The sequence below is a fragment of the Bacillus sp. iso_77 genome (genome assembly GCF_056173625.1).
Genome location: NZ_CM149683.1, coordinates 239,707 through 263,502 on the forward strand (window position 1 = coordinate 239,707; position 23,796 = coordinate 263,502).

23 protein-coding genes are annotated in these 23,796 nt (G+C 42.7%); 11 read left to right on the plus strand and 12 right to left on the minus strand.

Annotated elements, in window-relative coordinates; all coding sequences use genetic code 11:
• Positions 1–12 precede the first annotated feature (12 nt).
• Complete coding sequence (locus AC0VYC_RS01345) at positions 13–1,185, plus strand: MFS transporter (protein WP_045034654.1); 1,173 nt, start codon at positions 13–15, stop codon at positions 1,183–1,185.
• A gap of 53 nt (positions 1,186–1,238) precedes the next feature.
• Here AC0VYC_RS01345 and AC0VYC_RS01350 read toward each other — a convergent pair whose 3' ends face one another.
• Both AC0VYC_RS01350 and AC0VYC_RS01355 read right to left on the minus strand, forming a co-directional pair.
• The gene (locus AC0VYC_RS01350; RefSeq protein ID WP_039169314.1) at positions 1,239–1,616 is read right to left on the minus strand and encodes a hotdog domain-containing protein; all 378 of its coding nucleotides are present in this window, start codon (positions 1,614–1,616) and stop codon (positions 1,239–1,241) included.
• A 138-nt stretch (positions 1,617–1,754) separates the two neighbouring features.
• Positions 1,755–2,522 carry a GNAT family N-acetyltransferase gene (locus AC0VYC_RS01355; RefSeq protein WP_216895592.1) on the minus strand — a complete coding sequence of 256 codons (768 nt, stop codon included), beginning with the start codon at positions 2,520–2,522 and terminating at the stop codon, positions 1,755–1,757.
• Between the two features lie 207 nt (positions 2,523–2,729).
• Here AC0VYC_RS01355 and AC0VYC_RS01360 point away from each other — a divergent pair, with 207 nt between their 5' ends.
• The 3 genes from AC0VYC_RS01360 to AC0VYC_RS01370 all read left to right on the plus strand — a co-directional run bounded on the left by AC0VYC_RS01360 (position 2,730) and on the right by AC0VYC_RS01370 (position 5,006).
• The gene (locus tag AC0VYC_RS01360) at positions 2,730–3,188 is read left to right on the plus strand and encodes a MarR family transcriptional regulator (RefSeq protein WP_024719151.1); all 459 of its coding nucleotides are present in this window, start codon (positions 2,730–2,732) and stop codon (positions 3,186–3,188) included.
• Positions 3,189–3,536: 348 nt separating this feature from the next.
• Positions 3,537–3,998: a 2-thiouracil desulfurase family protein gene (locus AC0VYC_RS01365; RefSeq protein WP_041091698.1), complete on the plus strand. Its 462-nt coding sequence runs from the start codon at positions 3,537–3,539 to the stop codon at positions 3,996–3,998.
• A 180-nt stretch (positions 3,999–4,178) separates the two neighbouring features.
• Positions 4,179–5,006, plus strand: a complete 828-nt coding sequence (locus AC0VYC_RS01370) for an aldo/keto reductase (RefSeq protein ID WP_008343867.1) — start codon at positions 4,179–4,181, stop codon at positions 5,004–5,006.
• Between the two features lie 51 nt (positions 5,007–5,057).
• On the opposite strand, the gene AC0VYC_RS01375 is transcribed toward AC0VYC_RS01370, so the two are convergent.
• Entirely contained in the window at positions 5,058–6,140 is a 1,083-nt protein-coding gene (locus AC0VYC_RS01375) for an iron-containing alcohol dehydrogenase family protein (protein WP_327872072.1), read from the minus strand.
• Positions 6,141–6,339: 199 nt separating this feature from the next.
• Here AC0VYC_RS01375 and trhO point away from each other — a divergent pair, with 199 nt between their 5' ends.
• Positions 6,340–7,308, plus strand: coding sequence for an oxygen-dependent tRNA uridine(34) hydroxylase TrhO (gene trhO / locus AC0VYC_RS01380; RefSeq protein WP_427243950.1), 969 nt, complete (start codon positions 6,340–6,342; stop codon positions 7,306–7,308).
• Between the two features lie 343 nt (positions 7,309–7,651).
• A complete protein-coding gene (locus tag AC0VYC_RS01385) occupies positions 7,652–9,271 on the plus strand; it encodes an APC family permease (RefSeq protein ID WP_024719047.1) in 1,620 nt (539 codons plus the stop codon).
• Between the two features lie 34 nt (positions 9,272–9,305).
• Here the strand turns inward: AC0VYC_RS01385 and AC0VYC_RS01390 are convergent, their stop codons facing one another.
• Entirely contained in the window at positions 9,306–9,506 is a 201-nt protein-coding gene (locus AC0VYC_RS01390) for a hypothetical protein (protein ID WP_035390601.1), read from the minus strand.
• Between the two features lie 185 nt (positions 9,507–9,691).
• On the opposite strand from AC0VYC_RS01390, the gene licT reads away from it, so the two are divergent.
• From licT to AC0VYC_RS01410, 4 genes are all read left to right on the plus strand, one after another.
• The gene (gene licT / locus AC0VYC_RS01395) at positions 9,692–10,528 is read left to right on the plus strand and encodes a BglG family transcription antiterminator LicT (protein WP_008343858.1); all 837 of its coding nucleotides are present in this window, start codon (positions 9,692–9,694) and stop codon (positions 10,526–10,528) included.
• Between the two features lie 236 nt (positions 10,529–10,764).
• On the plus strand, positions 10,765–12,624 hold the full coding sequence (locus AC0VYC_RS01400) for a beta-glucoside-specific PTS transporter subunit IIABC (RefSeq protein ID WP_427243951.1): 1,860 nt from the start codon (positions 10,765–10,767) through the stop codon (positions 12,622–12,624).
• A gap of 18 nt (positions 12,625–12,642) precedes the next feature.
• On the plus strand, positions 12,643–14,064 hold the full coding sequence (locus AC0VYC_RS01405; RefSeq protein WP_024719045.1) for a glycoside hydrolase family 1 protein: 1,422 nt from the start codon (positions 12,643–12,645) through the stop codon (positions 14,062–14,064).
• A 176-nt stretch (positions 14,065–14,240) separates the two neighbouring features.
• Positions 14,241–14,978, plus strand: a complete 738-nt coding sequence (locus AC0VYC_RS01410; RefSeq protein ID WP_203144057.1) for a hypothetical protein — start codon at positions 14,241–14,243, stop codon at positions 14,976–14,978.
• A 15-nt stretch (positions 14,979–14,993) separates the two neighbouring features.
• On the opposite strand, the gene AC0VYC_RS01415 is transcribed toward AC0VYC_RS01410, so the two are convergent.
• Both AC0VYC_RS01415 and AC0VYC_RS01420 read right to left on the minus strand, forming a co-directional pair.
• Positions 14,994–15,329 carry a hypothetical protein gene (locus tag AC0VYC_RS01415; protein WP_203144058.1) on the minus strand — a complete coding sequence of 112 codons (336 nt, stop codon included), beginning with the start codon at positions 15,327–15,329 and terminating at the stop codon, positions 14,994–14,996.
• Between the two features lie 132 nt (positions 15,330–15,461).
• Complete coding sequence (locus AC0VYC_RS01420) at positions 15,462–15,629, minus strand: DUF3967 domain-containing protein (RefSeq protein WP_203144059.1); 168 nt, start codon at positions 15,627–15,629, stop codon at positions 15,462–15,464.
• Between the two features lie 139 nt (positions 15,630–15,768).
• Here AC0VYC_RS01420 and arr point away from each other — a divergent pair, with 139 nt between their 5' ends.
• A complete protein-coding gene (gene arr / locus AC0VYC_RS01425; protein ID WP_041508172.1) occupies positions 15,769–16,185 on the plus strand; it encodes an NAD(+)--rifampin ADP-ribosyltransferase in 417 nt (138 codons plus the stop codon).
• Positions 16,186–16,246: 61 nt separating this feature from the next.
• Here arr and AC0VYC_RS01430 read toward each other — a convergent pair whose 3' ends face one another.
• From AC0VYC_RS01430 to AC0VYC_RS01455, 6 genes are read right to left on the minus strand one after another with little or no spacing between them, the layout of a single operon-like run.
• On the minus strand, positions 16,247–18,166 hold the full coding sequence (locus tag AC0VYC_RS01430; RefSeq protein WP_041091186.1) for a BglG family transcription antiterminator: 1,920 nt from the start codon (positions 18,164–18,166) through the stop codon (positions 16,247–16,249).
• Complete coding sequence (locus tag AC0VYC_RS01435) at positions 18,163–19,047, minus strand: ROK family protein (RefSeq protein ID WP_427243954.1); 885 nt, start codon at positions 19,045–19,047, stop codon at positions 18,163–18,165. The genes AC0VYC_RS01430 and AC0VYC_RS01435 overlap by 4 nt, the downstream gene beginning before the upstream one ends.
• A 57-nt stretch (positions 19,048–19,104) precedes the next feature.
• Positions 19,105–21,768, minus strand: a complete 2,664-nt coding sequence (mngB, locus tag AC0VYC_RS01440) for a mannosylglycerate hydrolase (RefSeq protein WP_475389226.1) — start codon at positions 21,766–21,768, stop codon at positions 19,105–19,107.
• Positions 21,769–21,796: 28 nt separating this feature from the next.
• Complete coding sequence (locus AC0VYC_RS01445; RefSeq protein WP_017358746.1) at positions 21,797–22,915, minus strand: PTS fructose transporter subunit IIC; 1,119 nt, start codon at positions 22,913–22,915, stop codon at positions 21,797–21,799.
• Between the two features lie 36 nt (positions 22,916–22,951).
• Complete coding sequence (locus AC0VYC_RS01450) at positions 22,952–23,281, minus strand: PTS fructose transporter subunit IIB (RefSeq protein ID WP_007498438.1); 330 nt, start codon at positions 23,279–23,281, stop codon at positions 22,952–22,954.
• The gene (locus AC0VYC_RS01455; protein ID WP_475389229.1) at positions 23,278–23,736 is read right to left on the minus strand and encodes a PTS sugar transporter subunit IIA; all 459 of its coding nucleotides are present in this window, start codon (positions 23,734–23,736) and stop codon (positions 23,278–23,280) included. The genes AC0VYC_RS01450 and AC0VYC_RS01455 overlap by 4 nt, the downstream gene beginning before the upstream one ends.
• Between the last annotated feature and the right edge of the window lie 60 nt (positions 23,737–23,796).

The window sequence follows — 23,796 nt, forward strand, 5'->3', positions numbered from 1 at the left end:
GGGATGTTAGACATGAACTGGAGAGTTTATTTATTAGCTGTTTCTACTTTTGCGGTTGGATTAGTTGAGCTTGTGGTCGGGGGCATTTTGCCAAGTTTAGCAGAGGATCTCAATGTGTCTCTTGCGACAGCTGGGCAGCTGATCACGGTATTTGCGATTGTGTATGCTATTTCAGCACCGGTGCTACTGACCGTCACAGCCAAAATCGAACGAAAGCGTCTTTATTTAATCGCATTATTGGTCTTTACATTAGGCAATGTATTCACATATTTTAGTTCTACCTTTGCCCTTGTCATGATCTCAAGGGTCTTGATTGCCATGAGTACAGCGCTTGTTGTGGTGTTATCATTGACGATTACCGCCAAGCTGGTGGAACCGGCGCATCGAGCGAAAGCATTAGGTCTGATTTTTATTGGGATTAGCTCATCACTTGTTCTCGGTGTACCGATCGGTATTTTTATTACAGAGAGCTTTGGCTGGAGAGTGATGTTTTTAGGAATCAGTATTCTGTCAGCGATATCGATGGTACTCATTTATTTTCTATTGGAGAAAATGCCTGTTGAAAAAGTCACACCGCTTAAAGAACAAATTCGTTCTTTAGGGCATCCGAAAATTTTCAGTGCACATTTGATTAGTTTGTTCATGCTTGCTGGTCATTATATGCTGTATTCTTATTTCACGCCATTTCTGATGGAAGTTCTGCATATGACTCCGTTTTGGATTAGTATTTGTTATTTGGTCTTCGGGCTTGCGTCGATTGGTGGGAATGGATTTGGCGGCTGGCTTAGTGACAAGCTTGGTTCAGGGAAAGCCATTTTGCTGGTGACAATCGCGTTTGCCATTGTGATGTTTATCCTTCCTTATACAGCGGGAGTGTTTATGCTCTTTATGGTGATGGTTGTCCTATGGGGTGCTCTTAGCTGGGCACTGACACCGGCTTTGCAGAGCTATTTGATTCAAACAGACCCTGTGACGTCTGATATTCAGCAGAGTTTGAATACATCCGCTTTGCAAATTGGGATTTCCATTGGATCAGCAGTGGGCGGCGTCATGTTTACAATGACTGGTTCATCCGTTGACTTGGCTAAATTCGGCGCTATTTTCGTGCTGATTGCCTTTAGCTGTGCAGTGATTTCATTAAAGAGACCGCCGCTTTATATGGATCGAGGGCATCACGCTGAATAGAAGAGAATAAGAACGTTTTCGTGTTAGTTAGCTGCCTCATCATAGGCAGCTTTTTATTTTTTTAAAACCACACCTTCACTTTTACCAGTAATGACTTCTTCTCCATGCTGATTGATATAACGGGAAAAAAGGTGGACACGATGGTATTTTTCAAGGGGTTCTACCTTGGTGACGGCCATCTGACAGGTAATGGTGTCACCTGTATAAACAGGGCGTATGAAGGTACATGTCATCTCTTGACCGATAAAATGAAACTGACCGCCAAGCTTCGTGGCTAGACTTGCTGTGAGAAAGCCGTGTACCATGAGCCTGCCTTGATCATCTAGCTCGGTATGATGTTTGCCGAGATCACCTGTCATGTCACCAAATTGAATCACATCTTCATGCGTATAGGTTTTGCTTGTTTGAAATTGATCGCCTGGTCGAACCATCTGTTTTTTCAGCTCCTTTTTTTAAATGTACCAAAGGAGTGAATGAATGTACATTCATTTTTGTGGTGAGATGTTGGAAGCAAAGAAGAGACAGGATGCCTTTCTTTGCCCTTGATACGTCAGGAAAAATGTCATCGACTATTCAAAAATAACCATTTCTCCAATTGGTTGAAATCCGGCACGCTGATAGATATGTTTGCCGTCATTTGAGGCTTGTAACATCACACACTTTTGTTTGTTATCTGTCTGGGTCAGAAGGTAATGAAACATGTCACTGCCAAGTCCTCTTCCGCGGTGTTCTGCCTTTGTGATGACATCATAAATACCGTAGCTGTCTGCTGTTTCAATCAATAAGCCCGTTGTGACCGGTTTGTTGTGTTCATATCCAACGAACATGCGGGTACTCGGGTGTAATCGTTCAATCGAAAAGCGCTGGAAATAGCTGTTTAAAGAGATTGCCTCAGGTGATCCTTCGAAAAGTTCGATAAATAAATGTTGATAATCGAGAAAGGTTTGATCGTCAGTCACTTCCTTGATCGTAAGCGATTGAGAGGTCCTTTGATCGATGTCGTTTGTATGTTCAAGCATCATGATGGTATTGCGTTCCACTTCTTGAAGCCCATATTTCTGCATGATATTCGACCAATCGGGGTGGAGCAGGCTTTGAGTGATCCATGTGCTGAATGTTAGTTGCTGTTGCTGCATTTGTTCGATGGCAGCTTCCACTTTTTGTTGATCTTGTATGTGCGCTGAAATGGGTAATAACAAATTGAACGTGTCAGTTGATATATGCGTGTTTGATAGAACGAAATCTTCCGTTGATAGGAACGATCCGTTTACAACAGAAGAAAACAAATTTATTTTTTCTTCTAACTGGCGAATGGCCATTTGCTGCTCTGTTTTCATTCTCTCACCTTCTTTTTTTGATTGAGGGTTACCTATCATAAATAATAGCAAAGAAAAGGAAATTGTGCGGTCTCTTGTAATCTAGTAAAAAAGTTCTCTTATTTATCAGGTCTGATGACCCATTCTTTTCCTCATCCCCACATTTCTTTTGACTCCTTTATTGATTATTAGTACCATTTTATTAACCAGTTAAGAGTGGAGGTTCAGATGGAAACAAACGAGCAGATTGTCTTAAAAGCGATTCAAGATTTGATTATGCATAGGGAAAAGAAACGGAACGATCCAACAGATCCACTGATTACCACGACTGATACACTCAAGCAAGATTGGACACTTACACAGCTTCATATTTTATCTATGATTCAAGCAAACCCTAATGAATCCAATAATACATTTCTTTCACAACAACTAAAACTATCAAAACCAGCCATTACAAAGGCTGTGAAAAAGCTCATCGAAAAAGGCATGGTCGACTATTGCCACCGGCAAGGTGACAAGAAATCCGTCTATTATTCACTGACAGAGGAAGGCACACAGCTTGCGGCACTGCATGATGAGCTTCATGAACAGGCAGTCTCCTCCTATTTAGAATTCCTCCATGAATTTAATGAAGACGAGCTACAGGTTATTGAGCGCTTCTTAAAGGCTTGGAAGGAAAAGATATAAATAACGGACCGAAAGCTTTCTATAAACTAGTTGCTTTCGGTTTTTTTATGGTAAAATTAACATATATTGACGTTATTCGTGATAATGATTGAGGGAGGGAACCGTGTTGGTGGAAGAGATGATGGAAAATTTCAAAAAATATGTATTTATCATGCCGTTCGTCGGATTGTTTGTCAGCTTGCTATTATTTGTTTATTTTTTTGGGATCACAGGAGTTGAAGGGTCCATGTGGGCGGCTGTTTTGTATTGTGCTCTCCCCTTTTTGATGTACACGATACTCTGTTTGCCTTTATGGATTTATTTTAAAGTCAGCAAAAAACGTTCAATACATAGAAATGAGGAACATACATGATCGTTGTCAGCGCTTGTCTTGCGGGATTAAAGGTCCGTTATAATGGCAGCCATCGATTAGATCAACGTATCGAGGAGCTTGTGCAGGAAGGAAAGGCGGTAACAGTTTGCCCTGAGCTGCTTGGCGGTTTCTCTACACCAAGACCTCCCGCTGAAATTATTGGTGGAGATGGTCATGATGTCTTACGGGGGCAGGCTGCTGTTGTTGATGTTCATGGAACAGATGTGACAGAGATGTATGTAAATGGTGCACAAGACACGCTTAAGCAGGTTCAGACTCTTGGCGCAACATCCGTCGTGTTAAAAGAGTACAGCCCTTCTTGCGGAAGCCGGATGATCTATCGGGGAGAGTTTAACGGGAAGACAAAGGCTGGGGACGGTGTGACGTCTGCCTTGCTGAAACAGCATGGGATTCAAGTATTCTCTGAGGAGGATGATTGGACCTCGCTGTTTGTGTAGGGATAAGTAGAAATCTATTTAATTAAAAAACAAATATATTTACATCAAAATTTTGTGTTGTTAGTATGTGAAAAATGAAATTAGATCATAGTAGCCCTTGCATGGTCTATTTTCATGCATGATCTTTCGCACATTCGGGTATAGTGCATGGTAAGCAAAAATGAAGCGGAGGTTTGTTTGATGAGTGGATTAACAGATACAGTCACATTAGCAAACGGAGTGAAAATGCCGAAGCTTGGCTTTGGTGTATGGCAAGTAAAAGATGGGGATGAGGCTGTAAATGCAGTCAAAGACGCACTAGAAGCGGGCTATCGCAGTATAGATACAGCAGCGGCCTATCAAAATGAAGAAGGTGTTGGCAAAGCCATTCAGCAATCAGGCATCTCTCGCGATGATCTGTTCATTACGACAAAAGTGTGGAATAGTGATCAAGGATATGAGTCAACGCTTGAAGCTTTTGAAACAAGTATGAATAAACTTGGTTTGGATGTATTAGATCTTTATTTAATCCATTGGCCGGTTGAAGGCAAATATAAAGAAACGTGGAAAGCGCTAGAGAAGCTGTATAAGGACGGCCGCGTGAAAGCCATTGGCGTGTGTAACTTCCATCAGCACCATTTAGAAGATTTATTAGAAGAGGCAGAAGTGGTACCAATGGTCAATCAAATTGAGCTGCATCCGAAGCTGACGCAGGAGCCTTTACGTGACTACTGCAAGGCAAAAGGCATTCATGTAGAAGCATGGTCGCCATTAGGCAGCGGGAAACTTCTTAACCATCCGGTGCTTCAAGATATTGCGAAAAAACATGAGAAGTCAGTGGCGCAAGTCATTCTTCGCTGGGACTTGCAGCATGGCATTATCACCATTCCGAAATCTGTGACGAAGAGCCGAATCATCGAAAACACAAACGTATTTGATTTCGAGTTGTCCGCCCATGAAATGAGTGTCATTGATCAGCTCAATGAAGATGAGCGCACGGGTCCAGACCCAGATAACTTCGATTTTTAATATAAGAAAAGCACGGGCGGGATGCCTGTGCTTTTTTATTTGCCGGTAAGTTCAGACCGTTTTTTGAGGCTGATAGGTCTCAATGATTTGAATGGCGTCGACAATTTGCTCTTTCGTATAGTCTCCAATCAAACAAAAGGTTTCATCTGTACGTGCAGCATGGTTTGCCACTGTATGTGCTGCTTCCTCTAGCTGAGCTGTGATGCCAAGCTCACGCATCGTTCTAGGTAATCCGAGTGTTTGATAGAGCTCAAGTAATTCTTCTACTTCCGTCATACGGTTTTCTGCGGCAAGCTGAACGAGAATGCCATAGGCCACTTTTTGTCCATGTAACACATGATGTGTTTCATCAATAAATGTTAATCCATTATGAACGGCATGGGCTCCTGCCATTCTGCCATAACGTCCTCCATAGCCGCCGACTGTTCCGGCTAACGTAATAATCGTATCTGTTACATCTGCAAAGGCTTGAGAAAGCTGACCTGTTTTTAAACTGCTAACGGCTTCTTCACTATGAGTCAGAAGAATGTCACGAACGTACACTGCCTGCTTTAATGCAGCATGTACCATGAGCGGCAAGGTGCTTTTTGTGTTACGAATAATGGCTTCCGCTTCATACCATTTTGCCAGCGTATCCCCAATTCCGCTTTGGAGATAGGAAAGAGGAGATGAAAGCAAAAAAGTATGATCAATTAACGTGAGATAGCTGGACCGCTTATGATAGTCGACCCTCATAAAATTTCCCTTGTCATCATAAATGACGCTGAGCGGTGTAGAAGCCGCACATGTCCCAGGAATCGTCGGCACCATGATCACTTCAATTTGGAGAGCGTCGGCAACAGACTTCGCTGTATCTAAAATCGTGCCGCCACCGATTCCGATGATCACGTCTGAACTCTTGAGTTCTTCCGCAATTCGTGTGATCGCATTTGGTGAACTGTAACCTTTATGCTGAACAACAGGCCACTCGGATGGAAGCTTTGTGTACTGTGAAAAGGCTTGATATGAGTCATATCCTGTCACTATAGCTGGTGACTGAAAGGGAGTAACAAGTGACTCGATTTCATGATAAATCCCCTTTTGAGAAATAAACTGGTTAGGACCGCTTCTGACGATCTCTTCTGGCTGGATCATTGACTTATGCTCCTTTACGAAATCAAATAGTTCTTAAATCATCTCATTTTACAGAAAGTTCTGTCAAATAATCGAACAATATGAGACCATAGACCCTTCCGTTTTATGGAATTGAACTACTGACATTGCCTTAAGGTATGTATTTCCTGTATGATATAAAATGGTATGTTTTGATTAAATTTAAGAGGTGTTTATATATATGGAAAAACAATATCGTGTATTACTTTACTATCAATATGTCCCCATTGAGGATCCAGAAACGTTTACAGCAGAGCATCTAGCATTCTGTAAGGAACTTGGTTTGTTAGGTCGTATTCTTGTTTCATCTGAAGGCATAAACGGAACCGTTTCTGGTACCATTGAGCAGACGGACAAGTACATGCAAGCATTGAAAGAAGATCCACGCTTTGCGTCCATGCCAATTAAAATTGACGAAGTAGATGGTCATGCGTTTAAGAAAATGCACGTCCGCCACCGAAATGAATTGGTGAATTTAAGTCTTGAAGATGATGTGAATCCGCTAGAATTAACGGGGAAACATCTCAGCCCAGTTGAATTTTACGAGCAAATGCAATCACCTGATACGGTCGTGATTGATGCACGTAATGATTATGAGTTTGATGTCGGTCACTTCAGAGGTGCTGTGCGCCCTGACATTGAGACATTCCGTGAATTACCTGAGTGGATTCGTGACAACAAAGAGATTCTTGAAGGGAAAAAAATTCTGACGTATTGCACAGGCGGCGTACGCTGTGAGAAATTCTCAGGATGGTTAAAGCGTGAAGGCTTTGAAGATGTATCCCAGCTTGACGGTGGAATTGTCACGTACGGAAAAGACCCAGAAGTTCAAGGAAAGCTATGGGACGGTCAATGTTATGTGTTTGATAACCGCCTAACGGTTCCAGTCAATCAAACAGAGCACGTCGTGGTAGGAAAAGATTTCTTCACTGGCGAACCTTGCGAGCGTTATGTGAACTGTGCGAACCCTGCGTGTAACCGCAAAATGATTGCAACAGAAGAAAGCGAGCATAAATATATGCGCAGCTGCAGCCATGAATGCCGCACAAGCGAACGTAACCTTTATGTGAAACAACATAATTTGTCTGAAGAAGAAGTTCAAGAAAGACTAGCTGTCATTGAAAAAGAACAAGCAATCTCACAAGGATAAGAGGGTTTCCCTTTTATCCTTTTTTCTTTGAATGATACGTGTTCAGAGGGAAGAGGAAGTCATTTCCTCTTTCTTTTTTGTTTTGTTTTTTTCAAAATAAGGGTAAAGGTAGTTAATCAGTCTAATAGATTGAACAGTTGAAAAAGCGCTTTCTTTTGAAATAAGCATGTTCGACTATTTCAGAAAATGGAGAATTGAGAGATAATATAACAGGCAAAAAAATGAACAAAGATAAAAGTTCAGATCAGAAAGTATTTGCCAATGGAATGAAAGGTGAGCTGCTATAAAAGAAAGGCGCTTGCTCGACACATGCTCTGTATTTTAATCGAAAGGTGTTATGAACATGAATCATTTGCATCGTAGGATGGGAACTTTCGCTTTAATGATGGTAGGTCTTGGCTCAATCATTGGTTCAGGATGGCTCTTTGGTGCGTGGCGGGCTGCTCAAATCGCCGGCCCTGCTGCTATTTTGTCATGGTTGATCGGGATGGTTGTTATTTTATTTATCGCATTGTCTTATAGTGAACTCGGGTCGATGTTTCCAGAGGCAGGCGGAATGGTCAAATATACGCAATATTCACATGGCTCTTTTATTGGATTTATCGCCGCTTGGGCAAACTGGATCGCCATTGTCTCAGTGATTCCTGTTGAGGCAGTGGCCTCCGTTCAATACATGAGCTCATGGCCTTGGGAGTGGGCAAAGTGGACAAGCCATTTGGTCACAAAAGGGGTTTTGACGACCGAGGGGCTCATGGTGGCAAGTGTGCTGCTGGTGATTTATTTTCTGCTCAATTATTGGACAGTTGGGTTGTTTTCAAAGGCGAATACATTCATTACGGTTTTTAAAATCGTCATTCCAGGATTAACAATTGGTGCGCTCTTATTCGTAGGTTTTCATAGTGAGAATTTTACTTCTGGAACAAGTATTGCGCCGAACGGCTGGGCGAGTGTGCTGACAGCTGTCGCAACATCAGGGATTGTGTTTGCTTTTAATGGCTTCCAAAGCCCGATTAATATGGCAGGAGAAGCGAAAAATCCAGGGCGTTCGATTCCAATCGCCATTGTTGGATCGATTTTGATTGCAACGGTCATTTATGTGCTGCTGCAAATCGCTTTTATTGGCGCTGTCGATCCATCAATGATTGTGAATGGCTGGGGGCATTTGAATTTCAACTCGCCATTTGCTGACCTTGCCATTGCGCTAGGGATCAACTGGCTTGTCCTTATTTTATATGCAGATGCGTTCGTTTCTCCTTCTGGAACAGGGATTACGTATACGGCGACGACGTCTCGTATGATTTATGGGATGGAAAAAAACAAGTACATGCCGAGTGTACTTGGTCGTCTGCACCCAATTTATGGTGTGCCTCGTCCAGCGATGTTTTTTAACTTAGGCGTATCGTTTATCTTTCTGTTTTTGTTTAGAGGATGGGGGGTTCTCGCTGAAATTATCTCTGTGGCGACCCTGATTTCCTATTTGACAGGACCTGTGACAGTGATGACGCTGAGAAAGACGGGCACAGATTTATATCGTCCACTGCGAATTAAAGGACTCAGCATCATTGCTCCGCTTGGTTTTGTCTTTGCATCATTGACACTGTACTGGGCGAGATGGCCACTGACGGGTCAGGTGCTGTTCATTATTCTCATCGGTCTGCCAATCTATTTTTACTATCAAGCAAAAGCGAAGTGGAAGGGCTTTGGCCGTCACTTTAAAGCAGGTGCTTGGATGGTTGTGTATTTGCTTGTGATGATGACGATTTCTTGTCTCGGCAGTGATAAATTTGGCGGGTATAACGTCATTCATTATGGTTGGGATATGGCGCTCATTGCAGTTGTGGCGTTGTTATTTTATATGTGGGCACTCAAAAGTGGATTTGAAACAGAGTTTTTAGAAGATGCGAAAAAAATTAATGATGAACTGCGTGCTTCTCAGAAAGAAGCCGCCTCATCTAAGGAATAACGGAAGGGCTGCCTGAATACTGCGGGCAGCCTTTTTATTTGGATAGATGATGCATGACATGCTGCTTTAGCCAAGTGGTAACGCCGTGTAGAACGGTGGCTGTCACAAGACAGATAAGCGCATATCTCCATAGCTGATCTAAGCCTTGTCCACTAAGCCAAAAAACAATACCTAGAATAAAGAGAGTCAGAATGAACATGAATAAAAAAGATGCTGACCAGAAAAAAGCCTTCATCGAAGGTCACCTCCTCGGGGTATTGTATGCAGGCCGAGGGAGGATCAGACCAGCAAGAAAGAAGTGAAAATATCGTTAAATCTATTTCAAAAGTCAGATAAAAATGCCAAGTGATTTGACAGTTGTGTTAAGATGAGAGCATATTTTGAGTGTAGATGGCTGGTTATAGACGGAGGTGTTTGGAGATGCAGATTCAAAAGGTTCTAAACAATAATGTCATTAGTGTGATAGATGAACAAGGAAAAGAAATCGTCGTCATGGGCAGAGGCATCGCTTTTCAAAGACGTCCCGGCGACCCGGTGGACGAGGCGTTAATTGATAAAGTGTTCCGCCTAGAAGATCATTCCGTACATGAGCGGATGAAAATGCTGCTTCAAGAGGTTCCATATGATGTCGTCAAGGTGACCGAGGAAATGATCCAATACGCACATACAAAGCTGAACCGAAGATTAAACGAAAGTCTGCATGTATCGCTGGCAGACCATATTCATTACGCCATTGAACGATTAAAGAAAAACCACTTGATTGAGAATTCGCTGATTTGGGAGATTAAACGTTTATACAAAGATGAGTTTCTCGTGGCGAAGGAATGCCTTGAGATGATTGAAGATCGTCTTCATATTGAACTGCCTGAAGATGAAGCGGGCTTTATTGCCATGCATATCATTAATGCAGAGCTCAATGAAGACATGAATACAACGGTCAATATCACAAAAGAAGTGAATGCCATACTGACCATTGTGAAATATCACTTGAACATGGAATTTGATGAAGACTCGCTCAACTTTTATCGTTTTCTCACACATTTACGCTTTTTCGTACAGCGTCTCATCAACGAAACGTTACTCGTCAGTGAAGATCAAGATTTATATCAGCTGATTAAAGTGAAATATCCGAAGGCGTACGAATGCGCAAAGAAAATCGCGGAATATGTGTATCAAACATATCATCGCGATCTAACATCAGAGGAGATGCTCTATCTATCGATTCATTTGAATCGACTCATCAAACGAGAAAAATAAAGATAGAATTTTAAAAGAAAGCGTTGACATCATAAAAAGTGAGTGGTACTATTTGCTCATAAACATAAAAGAATACGGTTTCACAATGATCGTCTTAGAGGATTGTGACTGTTCGGCAGGCAAAACCTAAACGTTCACTGAAAAAGCGCAATAGCAAGTTGCGACTATTTTTGGTGCCCGTTTAGGTTTTTATTTTGCCTAAAAACGTATTTTTTTGAAAAAAAGGGGGTTTTTGTATGAGTCATCGTCAATTAGCAGAAGACATTATCAAACATATCGGGACAGAGAAAAATGTTCATTCATTGGTTCACTGTGCCACAAGACTTCGCTTCACATTAAATGACAGATCAAAAGCAGATAAAGTGGCCATTGAAAAATTAAATGGTGTGGTGACTGTCATGGAAAGCGGCGGCCAGTTTCAGGTGGTCATTGGCAACACCGTACCAGAGGTATATCGAGAGATTGGGGAGTTTACGAATCTATTAGAGGATTCCACTTCTTCATCTGCAAGATCAAGTGAAGAAAGTACAAGTCTTTTCGGAAAATTCGTCGACATTGTTTCTGGAATTTTCACACCGCTTCTAGGTGTCATGGCGGGTGCCGGTATTTTAAAAGGACTTCTAGGCATCTGTATCAATGCAAAATGGTTATCTCCTGAAGATACGTCGTATCAAATTTTATTTGCCGCATCAGACAGCTTGTTCTACTTCCTGCCGCTGCTGCTCGCATTCACTTCTGCTAGGAAGTTTAAAGCGAATCCATTTGTCGCTGTGACGATTGCAGGTGCACTGATCTACCCGACTATTCAAGAGCTCACAAAAGGCGGCGGAGATGTGTCGTTCTTCGGCATTCCGGTTGTCTTAATGTCTTATACATCAACGGTTATCCCGATTATTTTGGCAGTGTTTGTGATGGGATATATCGAACGTTTCTTTAACAAAGTCATTCATGAAAGTGTGAAAAACTTTATTACACCACTGATTTTACTGGTCACGGTCGTTCCACTGACACTGATCGTATTTGGACCATTTGGTGTGTATGCAGGGAACGGAATTGCAGCCGTCCTGCTGAAAGTATTCTCCTTTAGCCCTACACTTGCCGGTGCTTTAATTGCGATGGCATGGCAGGTTCTTGTCATCTTCGGTATCCATTGGGGGCTTGTGCCAGTCATTTTAAATAATATTGCGGTTCATGGAAAAGATCATATTAAGCCGGCCACTGCGCCAGCTGTATTTTCACAAGCCGGTGCTTCAATCGGTGTTATGCTGAAAACAAAGAACAAAAAGCTGAAATCATTAGCTGGATCGACAGCGGTTTCTGCTGTATTTGGAATTACAGAACCTGCTGTATACGGCGTCACACTTCGTTTGAAAAAACCATTTATTGCAGCGGTTATCTCTGCCGGTGTCGGTGGTGCCATTATCGGTTATTCACAAAGTATTGCGATCGCGTCAGGTCTTCCGAGTTTACTGACACTTCCGATCTTCTATGGTCAAGGATTTACAGGATTCTTAATCGGAATTTCCGTTTCATTTGTCCTTTCAATCGTCTTAACCTATTTGATTGGATTCAAAGACCCTGTGGATGAAGAAGATGCTCCTGCAGCTAGTTCTGCACCAGCATCTGAAAATGAACATGGTGTCAAAGCAGCTCATGTGAAAAGTCCTTTATCTGGCGAAGTCATCAAGCTAGAAGAGGTGCAAGATAAAGCCTTCTCATCTGGCGCATTAGGTAAGGGCGCAGCCATTATTCCATCAGAAGGCAAGTTGTTTGCACCAGTAACTGGAGTCGTGACAACGGTATTCCCAACAGGACATGCATACGGTCTCACCTCTGAAAGCGGAGCAGAAGTACTCATTCATATTGGACTGGATACTGTACAACTTGGGGGCCGTCATTTTACGCCGAAGGTTGAGCAGGGCCAAACCATTACAGAAGGTGAACTGCTTGCGGAGTTTGATATTGAGGCCATTCAAGCAGCAGGTCTTTCTGTCACAACACCTGTGATTATTACCAATTCCGGTGAATTTAGCGATATCATTGAGACAGAAGAAAAACAAGTGACACCAGGACAATCATTTTTACACTTAGTTTAAGAAAGGGAGGACATAATCATGAGATATTCAACACTAGCACCATTTCCAAAAGACTTTTTCTGGGGCGGATCGACTTCCGCCTATCAAGTAGAAGGTGCATGGAACGAGGATGGCAAGGGGCCTTCAGTCATTGATATGAGAGAAAGCTATCCTGAAGGAACAACTGATTTTAAGGTAGCCAGCGATCACTATCATCGATATAAAGAGGACGTGAAGATGTTTGCAGAAATGGGCTTGAAGGCTTATCGTTTCTCCATTGCATGGACACGTATCATTCCAGATGGAGATGGGGAGATCAATCAAAAGGGAATTGACTTCTACCATTCTCTCATTGATGAATTGCGCCGCTATGACATTGAACCAATTGTGACGATGTATCACTTTGATTTACCTCATGCGCTTCAAGTGAAAGGCGGATGGTCAAATCGTTCGACAGTCGATGCGTTTGAACGTTATGCGGAGGTTTTGTTCCAGGAGTATGGCGAGAAGGTAAAATATTGGTTGACCATTAATGAACAAAACATGATGATCTTACATGGATCAGCTCTAGGTACACTGGATCCAAATTTAGAAAATCCGAAAAAAGAACTATATCAGCAGAACCACCATATGCTTGTGGCACAGGCGAAAGCCATGACGCTTTGTCATCGTTTGCTGCCTGAGGCAAAAATCGGACCAGCGCCAAACATTGCCCTTATTTACCCGGCATCTCCAAAACCTGAGGATGTCATTGCTGCGGCTAATTACAATGCGATCCGCAACTGGCTATATCTTGATATGGCGGTATTCGGTCGTTATAACAACCTTGCATGGGCATACATGAAGGAAAAAGACATTCTTCCTGTGATTGAAGAGGGAGATATGGATATTTTGAAAAGTGCAAAACCAGACTTCATAGCCTTTAACTACTACACATCTCAAACGGTTGAAGCGAGTAAAGGAGATGGCAATGATGAATTTGCCCGCGGCGGAGATCAGCATTTAAAATCTGGTGAAGATGGCGTCTACAAAGGCGGCAACAACCCGTTCTTAAGTAAAAATGCATTTGGCTGGGAGATTGACCCTACCGGTTTCCGATCAACGATGCGTGAGATTTACGACCGCTATCAGCTACCTCTTATTATTACGGAAAACGGGCTGGGCGCTTTTGACAAGTTAGAAGAGGATGGATCGATTCAGGATGATTACCGAATTGATTATTTAGAAAAACATATTGAACAAATCAAATGGGCGATCACTGACGGTGTTGAGGTATTCGGGTACTGCCCATGGTCAGCCATCGACTTAATCAGTACACACCAAGGCTGCTCAAAACGTTACGGTTTTATCTACGTCAACCGTGATGAATTTGACCTGAAAGACCTGAAGAGAATTCGGAAAAAGAGCTCTTATTGGTATGAAACATTGATCGAGCAAAATGGAGAGAACATCGGGAAGTAACAGAAAAAAGCCAGTCACCTTATTAACGGGTGGCTGGCTTTTTTGTTCGTTCACGGCTTGTGTCATTTGTCTATCATAGAAGTTTCCTTAAATCTATCTTAAATCCATTGATACACTCATTTTGATTTGATAACCTTGATTTTGGAATTTAATACAAAAGGAGGAATATGAACAAAATGTTCAAAAAAACACTTTTAACCCTAATTACCCTAGCTCTTGTCATATCAATATGGACTCCATTTTCATCAGAAGCATCAGCAGAAACACACTCTATCAATTCACAAGAATTAAAAGCGTTAGTAACACCGACGGTTCTACAAAATGAACAAGCTAACAAAGAATTAGACGAACTTGAAAAGAAAATGGGGGAATACATAGAAAACCTTCCATTTACAGAAAAAGAATTTGAAAACATGACAGAGTCAGAACAAAATAAAGTGATCGATCAATATTTCAACAATGAAGAATTTTTAGCTTTAGAAAACCGAATGAAACAACTTGACTCGAAAAGTAGTCAGAGTGAAATCACAACACAAGCACTACCAATATTTTTCGTACCAATCGCAATGACCGTAGGAAGAGTTGCTTTATGGGCCATAAGATCAAAAGGCGCAAAAGTTGCACTGAAGTATTTGAAAAACAGAATAAAAGGTTTTGGGAAGAACTATCATATCGATTGGTATGTAAAAAATAGAAAAGGAAAAGTCGAGAGTCTTGTAAAAGTGTTCCATAAAAAAGGAAAAAAGAAAATACGAGTATTTGCAGTTGATAACGGAGTCATACCACTAAAACCAGGATCATCAAACTGGTACTGGCATTTTCACGTAGCTCCAAAAATTAATATACACCATGCTCTGAGAGCATCAGTACCAAGTAAACACAAAGCTGTAAAAGGTAGAACAATACTCCACTAAAAAAGAAAAGCCCTATTAGGAGGGCTTTTCTTTTTTAGCATCGTAATCTTTAATAATTTCAATTGGATCAATTGCATCATCATCTTGTACATATTGCTCTACATAAGGAGTCATCAACTTCTCAAACTTATTTTCATCATCTACTAAAGCAATACAAGTTTCATATCCTTCAAAATCAGATGGGTATAAATTTGCAACAGCACTACCAGTTTTTAAAGCCTGATCTATCGCATTTTTTAATTCCAATAGACCTTTCCTGTTTCCTAAAATCAATGCTTCTCTATGATGAGTTTCTTGAGCATATATATTACACATCTCTAAAACATCATCATCATCCACTTGAATAGACATACAAAAAGCACCTCCAAAGTAAAATTTAGTTAATTATATAATTATTGATGCCAACATGCCAAGACCTCAAACGTCTCATTGGCTACTTTATCCTCATCTTCTTCAATCCTGCTCAGAGTTTCTTCCTAGGCATCAATACGCTATTTCCAAAACTGTCACCAACATTTTTTTGCCCTTTTTTTCCTCCTGCTCCGTTGCCGTAATTAATTTTTTAGTTTCTTGAGTTTCTTTTATGGCGTCTAACAGCTTTTTATCTCTTTCAAGAAGACTGCTTTGTATGTATGCTTGCTGTTTTTTCAACTTGCTGGAGTTTACCGATCACATCTTACTCTCTACTATCATTATACCCCGAATTTCATCTCATTTATAGACTGTTTTCCGCCCGCATCAGCCCGTATACTGTTATACGCAAGTCAAAAACGATAAGGGATGTGGCTGTATGAATGACAAGAAAGATGTTTTAGATCCTGGGCCGTTTTTTCATGGGACGAAAGCGGAATTGAAGATTGGGGACCTGCTTGAACCGTTGCATTTATCCAATTATCAGGATAAACAATCGAACCACATCTATTTCACCGGAACATTAAATGCAGCCAAATGGGGAGCTGAATTAGCTCGGTCTGATGCAAAAGAGAGAATTTATGTTGTAGAACCGACAGGCGAGTTTGAAGACGATCCGAATTTGACTGACAAAAAATTTCCCGGTAACCCGACCCGTTCCTATCGATCGAAATCCCCTTTGAAAATTGTCGCAGAATTAGGCGCTTGGGAAAGACATTCCGATGAAGAAATCAACCATATGCTGACGTCGTTGAAAAAGTTAAGGGAAGAAGGAAAAAATGTCATATACGATTGATTCGTATGTGAGGAATAGATGAATAAAAGGCCGCCCGATTTCACTTGGGCGGCCTTATGTGCTATTGAAACAGGACATGCATCAGCTCATCAAATGTCCTTGCATGTGTCAAGGAGTGAAGGCGGTCAGGACTGTCTAACAAATCGACAGCTTGTTCAAAAAATTGATTCATGCAGGCAGCGTCATCTTTCTGAATGGCTAACAAGAAAATCAGAGATACTTGATCGCCCTGCCAATCAATTGGCTGTTTCAATCGTGCAATTGCCACGCAGGAGGTGCCTTCATTTGTGATGAGCGGGTGAGGCATCGCAATCCCCTTGCCAAGATAAGTAGATGACATTTGCTCCCGCTCCAGCACGGAGGAACGAAAAGAAGATGAAACAAGCTGATGCGCCTCCAGCCGGCTGCAAAGCGTATCTAATACCTCTTCCTTGCTTGAAAGGTCCACATCCAACAAGGTCAATCGTTCTTGGAAAAAAGCCATCAGCTCCTGCGAAGGGGCACCGTGTCCGTTTAACAGGTGAATGACCTCACTCACACGCTGGACATCATGATGTTCAAAAAAAGCATTCACTTGAATGATTGGTTTCCCCTTTGGTGCGAGAGGTACGGTTGTAATAATCACATCACATGGCAAAGTCGTGCTAAAAGCGTAATCCTGATAAGAATAAAGCTCAACAATCTCAAGCTCATGTTGAAAGGCCGCCTTCAATTTAATTTCAAGCAGACGTGCCGTTCCTAGTCCAGACCCGCATACAATAATGGCCCTCTTTTTTTGTGAGGTGTCAAGATGACTTCTTTCAAATGAAGCAGCAATATGTAAGGCAACATATGCCGCTTCATCTTCATTTGGCGTCCGCACCAGCTGTAAGGCATTGAGTCCGCTGACGGCCAAATCAAACGGATAAGGGTAAGATGTTTTGATCTCATGCAAAAGTGGATTTTGTAAAGACACGCCGTATTGAATTCGATTTAATAATGGCTTCATATGCAGCATCAAATCTTGACGCAGGATATCATCATCTACAAAACGATGACCGCTTGTTTTTTCAATGTGCTGGAGAAATCGTGTCACTGCCTGACGTACTTCTTCTGTTGTTTGGTGCTCATCGATTTCTTTCCACGTTTGATTCGCTAAGAGATGCATCACCAAGTAATCTGTTTCATCCTCTGATAAGGTGACATGAAACGTGTCGCTTATTTGATGCGTGATCTTTTGAGCGATTCTTGTTAACACTGGCGGTCTTTGTGTGTGAGTAGTACTGGCGGGTATCCGCTGTTTTTTTTGCGTTTGTTGAATGGCAATCGCTAAGTGAATCACTAAATTCTTTAGGGCAATATCTTTAATGAGCAGTGATTCTTGATATAGATTTGTCAGCACAATGGATCGAATGGTTTCAAGTGAAATGTCAGGGAAATGAAGCTGTTCCCGCTCAGTTATATGAGATAGGGCGGGTTCTTCTTCAAGCAGTAAGTCTGCGTAGCACGTCCTTTTTTGCAATTCGTCTCCGTCTACTTTTAAGCCAAACCCAGGCTTTGAGACAAGGGTCATACCGTAACGGGCTAACAGCTCCCGTCCTTTTTTTAAATCACTGCTGACCGTCATACGGCTGATGAACAATTCTTCTGCTAATTGATCAATTTTTAAGTAGTCTGATTGAAGCAATAGTTTTCTCATCATAAATCGTATGCGCTCTTCTGGCATGACGGGTACGAGAGAGCGGGCAGGAAGCTTTTGCTGATGAAGCCAAAGCAGGAAAGCGTCTTGGTCACTTGTTAAGAGCGTATACCCTTTCCCGCGGATGGTCTTGATCATGGCTCCAGCTTGCGTTAACAGCTCGTTTGCTTCTTTGATTAAATTGCGGATGGAGCGGTCAGATAAGCGAAAAGAGGCAGTGAGCTCCTCCAGCTTCACGAACCCTTTCGTTTCAAATAGCCGCTGAATGAGCTGGTAGGTTCGAGTATCTGCCGTCATCATCATTGCGCCGCTCCTTGTTCCTTTAAGGCATCAGCTCCAAGGGCGATGGCTCCCATTAAACCAGATAATCCGTCAAAGGAAGGCTTTGTGACGATTTCATTTAATGGCTTTGGTAGTTGTAAGTAACCATGAAGTCGCTCGTCTGTTTCTTCAAGGATGAGCGGCAGCAAGGCCGGCTGTTTCATGACACCTCCACCCAAAATAATGCGTTCTGGTGAAAGGGTGAGTAATAAATTTGCGGTCATTTGCCCAAGATAATAAGCTTGAAGTGACCAGGCAGGGTGCTCCTCTGGCAGCATTTGTGCCAATGTATGATAGCGGCCTTCTATGGCAGGTCCGGATGCCAGTCCCTCTAAACAATCATGATGTATAGGGCAGCAGCCCCCATAGGTGTCATGAGGGTGGCGCTGAACGGTGATATGTCCCATTTCTGGATGAAGCAGTCCGTGAATGAGGCGGTTTTCAATATAGGCACCGCCGCCGATTCCCGTCCCAACCGTGATATAGATCAAGGAATTTGGTCTGTCTGTTTCTGTTGAAAAACGAGCTTCACCGAGCGCCGCACAGTTCACATCTGTATCAAGCTTCATAGGGAGACCGAGTGCATGTTTTAAGGTTGAGAGTAATGGAAATTGGCGCCAAGCTGTTTTGGGTGTTTCGAGAATCGTTCCATAGCTGGGGCTGTGTTCTTTTACATCGACAGGTCCGAATGCGCCTATGCCAATCGCATCAACTGGATGCTCTGTAAAGTATTCGATCACTTGCCGGCATGTTTCTTCTGGGTTCCCTGTTGCAAAGGAAGTCATATGTTCAATCGTTCCGTCTGTTGTTCCGTAGCCGCAGACAAATTTTGTACCGCCTGCTTCGATGCCTCCAATTCGCATGATCGATGCCCTCCATTAAAGAGAGGCGGAATCCAAATGGATCCCGCCCCTACATGTTCATTTTTTCTTTACAATGTAGGTTTGTACCTGACAAGGTGTGAGCGGTTCAATGTGTAATGATCCATGTTGTGCTTTCAGTCTATGTCCTTCAGGTGTTTCGCCTAAATTCGCTGTTTCTCCATGTTGTAGAGATGAACTATTGATTGAAGCGGCTGTTTGACGTGTTAAATATGGATTGAAGAGACGAATGACAATGCCTGTTCCATGCTCTTCTTTTTTCAAAGCGCTTAGAACGACCCCGTCTGTCTCAATGTCAAGCAGGCTATAAGTAGATTGTAAGTCTTCTTTTTCATCTCGGAAAGAGAAAATTAAACGACCGTTTAAAAAGTCTGCCCGCTCGTAGCACTGAACCGGGGTGGTGTAACGTTTAGCAAGCTGAGCCAAGTGTCCTTCACTCACCGCTTCTTGGCTATAGTGCATGCCAAAGGAGAATGATAGCGATCCTTGAAGCTGGGCATCAGGTGTTTCCACGATTTTTTCTCCAGAAGCCCGGCCGGGACGGTAAAGAAGGTTTTCTTTCCCCATTTTTCCGAAACAGCGGAAGAGTGTATACGCGATCGTTGTGTAGTCTTCTCCTGTGATCTGGTATTCTCTCACGCAGTCCGTCAACAGCGCGACACCGTATGCTTCATCACGAAGTGCAGTAAAGGATTGCATCGGTTCAATGGTGATCGGTTTTTCTTCCCAATGTTCATTGCTCCACCATTCAAGCTCTTGCGTGAGCTCAGTTGGGCGTTCGATGGTTCCAAACTGCTGATCGCTCAATGATACTTTTGATGCGATACCTGTATCAAAGAGGACACGCAGACGATGATCTAACGCATGATTGTCGACATCGACATGAAAACGGATGACAGGCTCATCTTTGTTTAATGCCACCTTCGCTGTAATCGGGAGAGAAGTCGTGACTGCTTGCTGAGAGCGCTCTTCTAAGTCATATGGAACCGTGAGAGTAAGCTGGATGGTGAGCTCTTCTTGCAAGCCGCTTTTAGACACTGTGATGTCTGTCGAAGAAAGATCCTTGGATGACACATACAGATCCTCGCGCGGCGGGGAATAGTTGTAGGAATCCCCATCATCTCCGTTGTCTTCAAAGATCATTTGCTCAGAGAACGTTCGTCCAGTCTGTTTATCCGTAATTTCTAATGACCCATTGTCATTTGCTGTAATGCGGTAAAACGTATTTTCAATGACATGGCCTTCTGTTTTTTCTAAAATGGATTCACTAGATTCATCGAAAACCATGCTGACTTGTGTATAACCAACGGATGGCAAGTCGACTGCTTCAATGAGTAAAACAGCTTTCCAGACTTGCTTTGGCATGTAAACCTCTTTGCTTGGGTTAAGTGAAATCTGCTGTGCTAAGACATAATCTGTCACATCGGTTTTGCTTTTGACTGTGTAGTGAAGAGTTCGTCCATCAGCGTCTTTTAGCGTAAATGGACGTTCTGTGATAAAGGTTTCGACTTCAATGACTTCAGAGCGCTTTGAAGGCAGTGTATTAAATAAAGTGAACGTGATTTCTTGCTCAGTTTGCAGCCGGATGGCGATGAGACGCATGTGTAAGTCCACAAGATTCTCGGCGATTTCTTTTGCCTGCTTGTAGCGGAAGAAAACGTCTTGATTTGTCGTGTCACTGTTACAGCCGCCAATGCTGTCATGCGCTGCATTTTCAAACATGAGGTACCAAATATCACGCACCGTGTCATGCGGATAGTCATGTCCGAGTGAATAGCTGATTGTAAGGATCGGCTCCATCACATTGACAAGATAGTTTTCAATTTGGTTGTTTAAGATTTTCAAATCTGCTCTTGTTGAAAAAATGGACTTATGAATTCGCATATGCTTGGCATGAATGAGCTCTCCTTCTAATGTCTCAAAAGAAGTCCGCTCTTTTTTCACTGCTGCAATGTAGTCTTCTAAACTGCTGATTTGATAGTTATGCTCGTCTATTTCATTGGCTTTTTCTAATAAGTCAGGCAGGTTTTTACGAATAGGCGCTTGGTCAAAGCCATTTGGGAAATAGACATTCTTTGTCGTGGCTTTTGCTTGCAGCGCCCCGATTTTTTCAGAAAGAAAGGCTTGCAGGTCTTCATCCTTCTCAGGAATATTTCCTCCGTAGTAGTAGCCGAATGGCAGATTCACTGCAAACACTTCACTGCCATCCGCCCCACGCCAATTAAATTCTGTGTGATTCGTCATATGATCAGAAACGCCGCGCCAAAAGGCTGTATCCACAATTCCAAAGCCTTGATAAATTTGAGGCATTTGTGCAGATTGACCGAAGGAATCAGGGACATAACCGACCTTCATGACATGTCCAAACTGCAGACAGCGCTCAATCCCATATTGCAGATTCCGTACAATCGATTCCCCAGAAATAACGAGCTGATCCGTTTGTGTATACCACGGACCGATGATGAGGCGTTTTGCTGTGACGAGCTGTTTGATTCGATTTTCATCCTCTGGGCGCCATTTCAAGTAATCATCTAGCAAGGATGCTTGTGCATCGAGCATGAAGTAATGGAACCGTTCATCTGTTTCGAGGGTGTCCAATATGTCCATTACGCTTTTCATTAAGTAGATACGGGAGCGGGAGGTGGTAAAATACCATTCCCGGTCCCAGTGAGTATGTGGAATCACATGTACATTGACAGTCATTGTGTAACGACACCTTTCTTTGTTCAAATTATCCTTCTAGCACAAGGTCAAAATCATCTTCTTCTTTCTGCTTCTGATCATGTTCGGGCTTTTGGGGTTCTTTTTTCTCAGAGAAGTTCACAAGTAGGTTGGCACCAATTCCAATAACAAGTGCGCCAGTTAGTGCGCCGATTAAATACGCCCACCAGTTTCCTACTGAAAAGAATCCGTATAGTCCACCAATTGGCGGCATGATGTCATGGACACCTAATAAGGCAGCAACCCCGCTTCCTGCAGCACAAGCGACGACATTCAGCGGAATCAATTTCAAAGGATTGACGAGTGTAAAGGGAATGGCTCCTTCTGTAATCCCGATAATCCCCATCACAAGACCGCCTCGTCCGGCTTCTCTGAAGGTAGGAGAGAAGTTGCGTTTTCGAATCAATGTCGCAAGCCCGTATCCTAGCGGCGGAATGACAATCGCGATATTGACGAGAATGGCAGGAAGATAGACACCTGATAGGAAGAGCGCGTTACCAGCCATCCAAGCTGATTTATTCACTGGGCCGCCAAGATCAAAGCCAATCATTGCACCTAGAATGAGAGCAAGTGCGAGTGTGCTCGTTCCATCTGCGACCATGCCTTTGATCCATTCAATTAATGCGGTGTTCAAAGCCCCTAATGGCCCGCCTAGCAGAACGGACATGAGAAGTCCGGTTAAGCCAACAGTAATGAGCGGTAAGATGAGCAGAGGGACGAGTCCAGCTGCAGAGCCTTGAATTTGAATTTTTCTTTTCACAAAGAGAGCGACATATCCGGCAAAGAAACCTGCAATGACGGCGCCGATAAAACCAGCATTTGTTGAGCTGGCAAGAGCTCCGCCGATAAAGCCGGCCGCAAGACCAGATTTATCCGCAATCGAATAGGCAATAAAGCCAGCGAGCAGTACGTTCATTAAGCCAATGCCTGTCCAGCCAACCTGTTCCATCAAATAGGCACCATGTAAAATGCCGCCTGCATCTTTATAGGCGTTTAAATCTGACACACCAAAACCTAACCCGACTAGTTTGGCTAAACCAACGATAAGTGAAGCTCCGATGATCACCGGAAGAATATAAGAAATACCGGTCATGAGGTGGCCTTCAATGACTTTTAATTTTGCTTTCATTCTGCTTTGCTCCTTTCTATATGGCATTGCTCTTTTTTATTGGGATTCAGATTTTTTCTTTTCAACCAGCGCAACGGCTTTTGTGATGATTTGCTCGGCATTTTTTAGAGCGCGTCCGATTTCGACACGAACAGTAGGAATACCTGAGAAGCGTTCAGCGTCGTTAATGTGCTGATTGGAGGCAATGATGCAAAGGTCTGCCTGCTTGGCTTCCTCTGCTGTAATGCCATTCACCTGTCCCATAATTCCTTGTTGTTCGATTTTAATCTCGTGTCCAAGCTGTTTACCCGCATTCTCTAATGCTTTTGCTGCCATTGGTGTATGAGCTAACCCTGCTGGGCATGAAGTGACACCGACAATTTTCATTGTGTAATCCCCTCTTTCAATTGTTGTTCAATGACTTCGTAATAATAGTCTGCTGTTTGACCGGGTTGAATCTTTTCGATGAAAGCAGGCTCCATTAAACTTGTGGCAATGCCAGACAGTAATTTGAGGTGTATGACATTGGCCTCTTCAAGTGGAACGAGCAGTGTAAATAAATAGCTTGTTGGCAAATCGTCGAAGCTTCCCCATTCAATGGGTTGTTCAAGTTCTAAAAAGAGAAGTGAAGCCGTTTGAACAGCAGAGCTTTTTGTATGAGGAATCGCAAAACCTTGCTGAAGTCCTGTTGAGACTTCGTCTTCGCGTTTCAACAAATCTGTTAATAACCCTGACTGATCGTTTGTAATGTGAAGGTCTTCAGCTTTCTCGGAAATGTATTGTAAAATCTCATTCTTTGATCGACCGTTTACTTGTGTAAAAACATGATCTTTTTGGAACAAGCTGATCCCTTCTCTCTTGTTTGTTAAGCGCTTACAATTTGATTGTAATGTACTTTTCGA